Origin of the sequence: Streptomyces sp. NPDC002838, from assembly GCF_040295365.1 — a bacterium.
Taxonomy (GTDB): Bacteria; Actinomycetota; Actinomycetes; order Streptomycetales; family Streptomycetaceae; genus Streptomyces.
The window spans coordinates 1-9121 of the sequence record NZ_JBEOVF010000116.1; the positions used below are offsets into that span (position 1 = coordinate 1).

The following is a 9121-nucleotide window of genomic DNA, read 5'->3' on the forward strand; positions in this document are numbered from 1 at the left end:
GGCGACAACGCCAGGCCCGCACCAGCCACTACAAACGACGCGGACACAGCCCCTGACCTGCCCACCAGTCACGGCAAGCACCGTTGCAGTACTAGTCCAAGGGGTCAGTGATCGTAGGCGATCAGTGAGCGTGGGACGGTTTGTCCGGTGGCGTCGTTGTGCCAGATCGCGGCGGTCAGCGCGAGGATGCGTTGCATGACGCGGGCTATGACACCTCCGGGTGTGCGCCCTCGGTGCCGTTCGAGGTCAAGCTGTCCCTTGAAGGTCTCGTTGATCGATTCGATGACCTGTCGCAGCGGCTTGAACAGGGCTGCGCCAGGCCGTTCCCGTTCACCTTTACGGGCAGGCCGCAGCAACTGGACTCCATGCTCGGACAGTTCGCGTTCGAAACCACGGCCGAAGTAGTTCTTGTCGCCGATGAGAGTCTGTCGGGGGCGCTCTCGCAGAAGCTCGCATTCGGCTGCCAGGAGGTCAAGGAGGGTCTCGCGTTCGTCGGCCTTGGCCCCGGTCAGGACGAAGGCGATGGGCAGGCCCTGAAGGGTGCAGACCAGGTGCAGGCGCAGGCTCCAGAAGAAGCGGCTGTGGCTGGCGCAGTAGCCGTATTCGGCCCAGCCTGCCAGGTCGGAGCGTTTGACGGTCTCGCGGGAGCGGCCGCATTCCACCCGGGGTGGAGTCCACGACCCATACGTCGTCGCTCCACACCGAGGTGGTGGTGGCCAGGATCCGGTTGACGCTTCGCATCAGACCGGCGGCCTTGCGCAGCCGCTTGTTGTAGCCGGGTTGCTGGGGCAGGTAGGGGAAGAGGTGGCGCAGGTGGGCGCGGGCATGGCGGAGCCATTTGGCCTCGGAGGTGAAGCCGAGTATGGCCTGCATCATGGCGAGGGTGACCAGTTCGGCATCGCTCAGGCGGGGCGTAATGCCGACCGGCGGGCGCCACGGCGCCAGGTCGGGATGCTCCTTCAGCATGTCGTCGGTCGTCGCATAGAGTGCTGTCGCGAGGGTGTCCACGTCGTTCGTCACAAAACGATCTTGGACACCCTCGTTCTCGTCTCCGCAGGCACCCCTTGGACCACACCACCAGGAGGAACCAGTGTCATACCCGGTCTTCAGAACCGGCGGCGTGCTCACCCGCGCATGGGGCATGGTGTTCGGCGATGCGGATAAGAAGCAGCGCGAAGCGGACAGTGCCCGCCGGGGCCCGTGGAGGGGACCGTTCAGCTCCACGGAGACCGCATCCTGAGCAGAGAGACCTCAGAAGCTGTTTCAGATCGGGGGATCTGTGACGTTCTGTAACGCATGGGCTTGTGGGGTGCCGGAGCGCGGAGTGTCAGGACGCGGCGATCCGCCGTGATGCCCGGGCAGGATGTCGTACCGGGCCTTGATGAGTGAGTACGGAGTCGGATTCCGCACGGTGAAGGCCGCGTTGGAGTCGGCCTGGCCGGTCCGGGACCGGTCCCGGACCGGATGCATCAGGATGGTGTTATGCGCCAGACGGATAGACCGATCGGCTCACCTGGGATGCCGGCTGACACGAAGGGCGCCCGCCGCCTGATGTTCACTACCGCCGGGCTGCTGGCCCTGGGCGGGGCGGGGTTCATCCAGCAGGGCCTGGCCGGCAGCGACCAGGGATACACCATCCCGTTTAGCGACACGTCGTTCTGGGTGAGAACAGGCGTATTCGCGGCCATTGGCTTCCTCCTGGTGAGCTTCAGCGCCGCCGGCATCATTCTGGCCTTCCGATTCGTCTCCGGGGGCCCCGGTCTACGCGTAGGTGGAATCGCCTGGGGCATCCTCGGAATCGTCGCCTCCCTCACCATGTGGTTGTACGTTGGTCTGCTCTTCGTCATCCCTCCGCTCGTCACTGCATGCCTGGTGGTAGAACGCCTTGCCCAGGAGGAGTCCGGCGACTGGTTTCGACGTTCCCGGAATTGAACCTCTAGTGCTGGATTCCTCAAACGGTGTCCACATATCGGCGCTGTAAGAGGCGAGTTGGTGGTGCGGGTCTTCCCCATATCCAGGGCCGGGCTCGGGTGTTGAGCTGGGATGTTGCGAGGCGGGTGGCTTGTTCGATCTCGGCTGGTCCGGCGAATGACTGGCCTGCGAGGGCGGCCTTGCGGAAGATGCGCCACCAGCCTTCCTGGAGGTTGAGCCAGCAGGCACCGACGGGGATGAAGACGTGCCGGATTCTGGGATGGTCCTCCAGCCAGTTCCGGGTGGACAGGCTGTTGCGCGAGGACAGGTTGCCGGTGACAACGCAGATGTCACCGACAGGGTCGGCTTCCTCGGCCTTCTGAAGAAACTGCTGGTAGAAAACACTGTTGCGGGAGGAGGCGGTCATGGTGACCTCGTGTCCGTCCCGCACCCGCAGAGCGCCGTAGACCCAGGTCTTCTCCGGGCCCTCGGCCGTAGTTCACTTCCGCCTTGATGCGGTGGCCGGCCGGCGACCAGCCCGGCGCCGGAGGGAACGTGCGGGGGATCACCGGCCCGAGCTCGTCGGCGCAGACGACCGTCGCGCTCTCGGGCGGGCAGGTGTGGAGCTCGATGATCCTGGTCCTTTTCAGCTCGAAGTCCGCATCTCTGGAATGGGTCCAGGACCGGGTGCGGCGCCGGCGCACCCCCTCGGCCAGCAGGATCCGGCGGACTGGCCGCGGCCGATCCCGATGCCCAGCCGGGCCTCGGCGGCCAGTGAGTCCAGGGTCCACTCCGGCGGCCCGGACTCATCAGCCGCAGCCAGTTCGCCGTCTGCCCGCACGGCCAGTCGGCCCGGCGCAGACTGCCTGACCAGGCCGATGATCCTTGAACGTTCGGCTTCGGTGATCCGCCGCTTGCGGCCCTGTCCGCCTAGATCCTCCAGACCGTCCGGACCAGAGCGGTTGAAGCGGTGCAACCAGCGACGGACCGACCTGGGACTGCGCCTCAACTCGTCCGCGATGGCCGGCACTCGATGTCCGGACCGACTCAGCTCGACGATCCGAGCCCGCAGCACCACATCGCGCGGCGCCTTGCGTGCTCGCGACAGTCGACCGACGAGCTGTTCCTCAGTCTCGGCACGGCTCGGCGTGCCCGTAATACCACCGTCCAGCACCCGCCACCGAACACCCGAACCACCCCGCCACCAGGACGTATACCCAGAGAAAGAGGAATCCAGCACTAGGCAGTGTCTTGACCATCATCGGATCGTTGGATTGATCGTGAGGGATGCGTCTGAGTCATCCGATCCGTGTGGGCTGTGATCAAGCCGTTGCTTCCACCCGCAGGCCGGGCCCGTGGCAGGTGGCGGGACCACCGGCAGGTGCTGGAGGGCATCGTGTTCAAGTTCCGCACGGGTGCCGCGGAGGGACCTTCCAGAGCGGTTCGGGCCGTGGCAGACCGTCCACGGGCGGTTCGCCGCTGGGCGGCCGACGGCACTTTCGACCGCATGCTGGCCGCCGCTCGGAAGCGGGCGGATGCGGACTGGCTGGTCGCGCTGGACTCCACAATCGTGCGGGCTCACCAGCACACCGCCGCCAGAGGGGACTCGAGGAACGAGGACTTGGACGCTCCCGCGGGCGGCTCCGGAGCACCGGGCTGGACCAGATCACGCTCGTGCATTCCTCAGCTGGCCTAGAGATCTCCTTCCGAAATCAGGCCTCACACACGCAAAGATCTTGATATTTCTCCATCGCACCGGTCCCCGCCAGCCGCGTCATCAGCCTCTCCGGACAGCACATCTAGCCCGCCCGGGTGGCAGCGAGGTGGGCGTCCACGGCGACGACACCGTCGACGCCCTGGCAGAGGCCCACGACCACTGGGATCAGACGCGGTTCCGGGACGTGACCCCGCAGGGTGACGACCCCATCCCGGACCTCCACCGCGATGGTGGCCTCGTCCAGGCCGAGGATGTGCCTCAGGACGTCCTGCTCGACCTCGCCGCGGATCTCGATGTCGGAGCGGATGAAGGCGTCGAGCAGGTCGCTGCGGGTGACGATTCCGGTGAGGAGCCCGTTGTCCCCGACCACCGGCAGCTGCTTGACGTGCCGTCGGCGGAGTTCCCGAGCGGCTCGTGGGATCGTCCAGTCGGCGCGGGCGGTGAAGACGGGGCTACTCATGAGCGCGCCCGCGGTCCGGGCCCGGGCCTTGCCCCAGGCGCGTTCGTCGTTCCCGTTCTGCCCCTGCGGATCGGGCATGCCGGTCTCGTGGCGCAGCACGTCGGACGCGGACACGACGCCGACGGGGACGCCGTCATCGTTGATGACCGGTGCCGCGACGATGTCGTTCGCGTCCAGCAGGGCGGCGACCTCCTGGAATGGCGTGTCGGGGCGGAGGGTGACGACCTCCTTGGTCATCACGTCACCGACCGTGCGGCGGTGCAGCATGGCATCGTCCTCCTCCGCTGTGCGACGGGTCGGCCGCGGTCGGACCGCCCGGGCGGACAACGCGCGGCGCGCCGGCCTCCTCGGCCCTGCCAGCGGCTCTGCCAGCTCGTCCACGCTGTTCCCCTACCCATGACAGCACCGCGCCGCTCCGACTACCAGTGACGTTCGGCCTGGCGGGGAGGGCCGGCTGTCCCACGGCCAGGAGTGCGGCCGAGCGCGCGGTAGATACTGGCGAAGCTGGGCCCCAGACCTTGCGTGCGCGACGTTGGATACGGCGCATGCCGCTGCGGACGGTTTGGACGAGGTGGTCGCGGTCGCTGAAGACGACGTTGGCGGTAGTGGTGCGTCGGAGTAACGACCAGATGCCCTCGACCGGATTCAGGTCGGGTGCGTACGTGGCAGTTGGACGACAGTGAGCCAGTCGTGCTCGGCCGCGTACTGAAACGCGAACCGCTGCGTCGTCTGCGCAGCAGCGCTGTCAGCGACGACCATCGGTGGGAGCAGTCCGCCAACCAGCGCTGCCACGCCTACGCCGATCCGCATTTCCCAGACCAGCACGCTTCCGCACACCCGATATTGCCGCCCTTACGCCAGTTTTTGCCCAGAATGGGCTTGCCACTGAAGGGTTACTCAAACCCCGTACCACGTGGCACTCCACGACTAGTACGCTTTTCAGGTGAAAGCTGACATGACTGGCGTCGATAGCTCTCTGGAAACGCGACCAAAGCGATTGTCTGCGAGGCGAAAGCTGTCGACCCTGCCTCATCGCGCCGATCCTTCACGGAAGCGTGGCCAAAAAATCCGGTATTTGCCTACTGTGCACTTCACCCGGCTGTGACCGCGCTTCCGGATGACTGCGGCGGCATGAGGATGCGGGCTCTGAGCAGTAGGTGGCCTGACGGTGTCGGACCACCTCTGTGAACTCCCGTGCGGGCACTAGCCTGCTCCGCATGCCCGACAACACCACGCAAGCAAAACGCGACGACAGACCCGACGAGGCCCGGCGGGCGCGCCTGAGCCGGATTTTCGACGAGGATGCGGAGCTGTACGAGCGGGCCAGGCCCGGATATCCGACGGAGTTGTACGACGACCTCGCCGAACTCGCCGGTGCCCGCGGCGGTAGCCGCGTGCTGGAGGTGGGTTGCGGGACCGGTCAGGCGACGGTGCCTCTGGCAGGGCGGGGCTGTCGGATCACGGCCGTCGAGGCGGGACCGCATATGGCCGCGGTCGCACACCGCAACCTGGCCGGGGTCTCGGCGGTGGAAGTGGTGACAGCTGACTTCGAGAGTTGGCCGCTGCCGGAGGAGCCGTTCGACGCGGTCGTCTCGGCGTCGGCGTTCCACTGGATCGACCCGGCGGTGCGGATGACCAAGGCCGCCGACGCGCTGCGTCCGGGCGGGGCGCTTGCCGTGGTGCGCAGCCAGCATGTGATGGGCGGCACCGAGGAGTTCTTCGTCAAGGTCCAGCGCTGCTACGAGCGCTTCGACCCGGACACGCCACCGGGGCTGCGGCCTCCCGCGGCTGCCGACATCGACGGCTCGGACCATGCTGAGGAGGTCGCGCGGAGCGGCCGGTTCGGCCCCACGGTCTTCCGCCGCTACGAGCAGGACCTCACGTACACCACGTCGGACTATCTGGAGCTGCTGCGGACCTACTCCGGCCACCGAGCTCTTCCGGAAGCCGCCAGGAACGGGCTGCTGGGATGTGTTGCGGGCCTGATCGACGGGGAGTACGGCGGCCGGGTGACCAAGCGTTATCTCATCGAGTTGGGAGTGTCACACAGGCGGTGACGCCGCCAGCGCACCGCGGCACTCATGATCGGGCGGGCATCAGCTGGATGAAGCCAGGGAGGTGATGAGGTCTGCGCCGGTTCGAGAAAGGGTCTTCCCGCACCCTTGTACGTCCGTTGCTTGGTCGTCTGGTTGTGGTTCCAGCGGCCGGGGCTGACCTTGTCGCGTCCGGCCCGGACCCGCAGGATCGGCCATCGGAGCGGCTTCTTGATCGCTCGCGGGCAGTCCCTCTTGGTCCGGGACGGCAGCAATCGACTGCGGGCCTCCTGGGCCGATCGGCGCCGCGGTCGGCGACGTCCGTGCCAGTGAACCCCAGCAGGTGCTCGAACAGCAGCGTCTTGATCGCGCCGAAGACCCGCTCGACGGCGAACTTGTATGTCTGGCGCTGTATCCGCGCGGGCAGGATGTTGCAGCCCAGTTCTCGCTCCGCCTCCACCAGGTTCGTGGTTCTTGTAGGGGCCGCCATGGTCCGTGGTGACCGTCTCCGGCGCGAAGAACGGCAGCCCGCGGTCTTGTGGCCGGCGAACTCGGTGATGATGTCCGTCGGAACGCCCAGATAGGTCCAGGCCATGCCCTCGCCCCAGCCTTCTTCGCGCATCGGAAGCGGCGTCATCACGTCCCGCAGGAGCATCGCGACGTCGACCGACGTTTCCGAGGCCGGGGTGAACCGGAACGCGGGCAGCGAGTGCGTGAACAGGTCCAGGCCAAGGGTCAGCGTCGCTGGGACCGGCTTCCTGTCGGCCGCCGCCCGGTCCGAACCCTGCCTTCCTTTGAGCGGGCGCGCCGCACGGCGGCCCGCCGCTGCCCCGGCCGGTGGATCACGAACCGGTGCCCAACACCAGCCTCCGCCGCGGCTTCAGCAGTCCGCAGATAGCTCCCTGCCGAGTTCCCTGGCCATCGCGCGCAATGAGCCCTCGGCGCGGAGCATGTCGGCGATGACGAGCCCTTCGTCCTCGGACAAGTACCGGGACGAGACCTCGTCGGTGTCCTCTCCTCGGTGATGGGCCGGTAGCCACGCTCGTGTCCTGCCCTGTCTACGACCTTCCGCCCGTACCTCCACCGGTTCCCCGTCTTGCGGTTGATGCCCACTTCGCGGCACGCAACCGAGTTGCTCAATCCCTGCGCTATGAGCCGAAGGTATTGGTCACGCTTCTCCGCCAGCGGGGCAGCCCCACGCTTCTTATGGATCCGACGCGGCTTGGTCATTGCAACACCCCACAGGGTCAGGTGTGGCGCCACCTCTGGAACCCAAGCCCGTAGGTGGGGCCAAGACTCACTCCCAGAACCAGGGTCGCGCTCGGCGACATGGGGTACCGGTAAGACCCTGTCACCCGCCGCAAACGGCAGGCGTTACGTCCGCCGCCGCGTGGCTGGGTCGCGCTGCGCGACGTGTTGGGCGACCGCGTCGACGCCGGGCCGGGCGTAGCGTTTCAGAGGGCGGCCAGTGCCGCGAAGTCGCCGTCTGCCCCCACACCGTCCACACTCGCGACTCCAAGCACCCTCACCCTACCGGCGGCCCCCACCTCACCCACTCCCCCGCCACCTGGTCCGCCTTCCTCCCTCACGTACGGAGTTCGACGCGGACCCGGTCGTCGTAGGGGATGACGATGGTGTAGCTGGAGCCGGCGATCCACAGAGTCGGCACCAGGAACAACCGTGCGTTCGACTCTACGAGGAGGCACAGCCCCGTGTAGCGGTAGCGGAAGGCCTCCTTGTCCGCCGCCTGGACTTCGTGGCCGCCTCCGCCTGTAGGACGCCGTCGGGGAACATGGTCAACGGGGTCTGCGTGTGCAGCACCACCGCCGATGACGACGCGGAGTCGGTCGGCGGTGTCTGTGGGGTGGTTTCGGGGGGAGACGCCGGCGGCTCCGGTGAATCCGGCGGATCCGGGCTACTGTCGTCCGGGTCCCGTACCTGCGCGGCGAATGTCCAGGAGTCCGTGGCGGCCGAGGAGCAGGTCTGGGACGAGGTCGCGGAACACTTGCCCGTGACGTCGACGCCGAGGGTTGCCGTCTCCGCGGTGTCGAGGCCTTGGCTCCTGGCCAGGTTGAGGCTGCACGCATGGCGTGGCGTCTGGCCCACGCCTTCCGCCCGGGTCTCGGCGCTCGTGCACGGGTCATCGACGATCCGTACGTTCGTCGGGGCCTTCATCTCGAACGACTCGATCCGCACGGAGCGGTCGATCATCAGCGTCAGCCCCGGAAGGCGAAGCTCGTTGGTCCCGTTCGATTCCTTAGCAGAATCACCAGCGCCAATGCGACGTCCGCCGCGAAGTCCCATGTGATCTCGGAGCGCCGCAGCTTTCATCGACGGCGTCGGATATGGCAGCTGTAGTTCCTGAGGTGTAAGGCGATGCGGCTGGTCAGGGTGGCTGGTGGGGTGGCTGAGGACCCCGGCGGGCGTGCCGGGATCCTCGGTGTCGTGCTGGGGCAGACGTCGATGTCGGTGAGCCGTGGCAGGCCGGGAGGCGCTTCGTGCAGGTCGTTGGTGCCGTGCTGAGCCGCGGGCCCGGCCCAGGACGGCGGTGCGGGTCTCTGGCGGCGGCCTCGTTCGCTGGCGCCCGGCGTTCCTGGTCAGGCTGACGTCTTCGACTGCGACTCGCCGCCCTGGGTGCGTAGTTGCTCGTTGATGCGCTGGGCTTCTTCGAGCTGGTCTTCGAGGATGACGATGCGGCAGGCAGCCTCGATGGCGGTGCCCTGGTCGACGAGTTCGCGGGCACGGGCGGCGATGCGCAACTGGTAGCGGGAGTAGCGGCGGTGGCCGCCTTCGGAGCGCAGGGGCGTGATCAGGCGGTGTTCGCCGAGGGCGCGGAGGAAGGCGGGGGTGGTGCCGAGCATCTCGGCGGCCCGGCCCACGGTGTAGGCGGGGTAGTCGTCGTCATCGAGAGGGGCGACGGGGCGGGTACTGCGAGGGGGCATAGACCTCTTCTTTCAGGGGACGCGTCGGGGGGCCCGGGTGCCGTGCTGGCACCCGGGC

General features: G+C 67.5%; 9 protein-coding genes and 1 pseudogene. 4 read left to right on the forward strand and 6 right to left on the reverse strand.

The annotated features are described in order from the left end of the window. Positions 1-104: 104 nt before the first annotated feature. Positions 105-1020 (reverse strand): annotated as a pseudogene (locus ABT063_RS51370) (IS982 family transposase). A gap of 462 nt (positions 1021-1482) precedes the next feature. Between ABT063_RS51370 and ABT063_RS51375 the strand changes: the two are divergent. Beyond that, complete coding sequence (locus ABT063_RS51375; RefSeq protein WP_351069169.1) at positions 1483-1932, forward strand: hypothetical protein; 450 nt, start codon at positions 1483-1485, stop codon at positions 1930-1932. A 19-nt stretch (positions 1933-1951) separates the two neighbouring features. On the opposite strand, the gene ABT063_RS51380 is transcribed toward ABT063_RS51375, so the two are convergent. Both ABT063_RS51380 and ABT063_RS51385 read right to left on the reverse strand, forming a co-directional pair. After that, positions 1952-2338 carry an IS630 family transposase gene (locus tag ABT063_RS51380; protein ID WP_351069171.1) on the reverse strand — a complete coding sequence of 129 codons (387 nt, stop codon included), beginning with the start codon at positions 2336-2338 and terminating at the stop codon, positions 1952-1954. A gap of 219 nt (positions 2339-2557) precedes the next feature. Further along, complete coding sequence (locus ABT063_RS51385) at positions 2558-3151, reverse strand: helix-turn-helix domain-containing protein (RefSeq protein WP_351069173.1); 594 nt, start codon at positions 3149-3151, stop codon at positions 2558-2560. Positions 3152-3229: 78 nt separating this feature from the next. Between ABT063_RS51385 and ABT063_RS51390 the strand changes: the two genes are divergently transcribed. Further along, on the forward strand, positions 3230-3607 hold the full coding sequence (locus ABT063_RS51390) for a hypothetical protein (protein WP_351069185.1): 378 nt from the start codon (positions 3230-3232) through the stop codon (positions 3605-3607). Positions 3608-3710: 103 nt separating this feature from the next. Here ABT063_RS51390 and ABT063_RS51395 read toward each other — a convergent pair whose 3' ends face one another. Next, positions 3711-4355 carry a CBS domain-containing protein gene (locus tag ABT063_RS51395; protein WP_351069174.1) on the reverse strand — a complete coding sequence of 215 codons (645 nt, stop codon included), beginning with the start codon at positions 4353-4355 and terminating at the stop codon, positions 3711-3713. Between the two features lie 950 nt (positions 4356-5305). Here ABT063_RS51395 and ABT063_RS51405 point away from each other — a divergent pair. Together ABT063_RS51405 and ABT063_RS51415 are read left to right on the forward strand one after the other, a co-directional pair. After that, complete coding sequence (locus tag ABT063_RS51405; protein WP_351069176.1) at positions 5306-6145, forward strand: class I SAM-dependent methyltransferase; 840 nt, start codon at positions 5306-5308, stop codon at positions 6143-6145. Between the two features lie 1229 nt (positions 6146-7374). Further along, positions 7375-7743 carry a DUF397 domain-containing protein gene (locus tag ABT063_RS51415; protein ID WP_351069179.1) on the forward strand — a complete coding sequence of 123 codons (369 nt, stop codon included), beginning with the start codon at positions 7375-7377 and terminating at the stop codon, positions 7741-7743. 70 nt (positions 7744-7813) lie between these two features. Here ABT063_RS51415 and ABT063_RS51420 read toward each other — a convergent pair whose 3' ends face one another. Next, complete coding sequence (locus tag ABT063_RS51420) at positions 7814-8332, reverse strand: hypothetical protein (protein WP_351069181.1); 519 nt, start codon at positions 8330-8332, stop codon at positions 7814-7816. A gap of 386 nt (positions 8333-8718) precedes the next feature. After that, positions 8719-9063 carry a MerR family transcriptional regulator gene (locus tag ABT063_RS51425; RefSeq protein ID WP_351069183.1) on the reverse strand — a complete coding sequence of 115 codons (345 nt, stop codon included), beginning with the start codon at positions 9061-9063 and terminating at the stop codon, positions 8719-8721. Positions 9064-9121 lie beyond the last annotated feature (58 nt).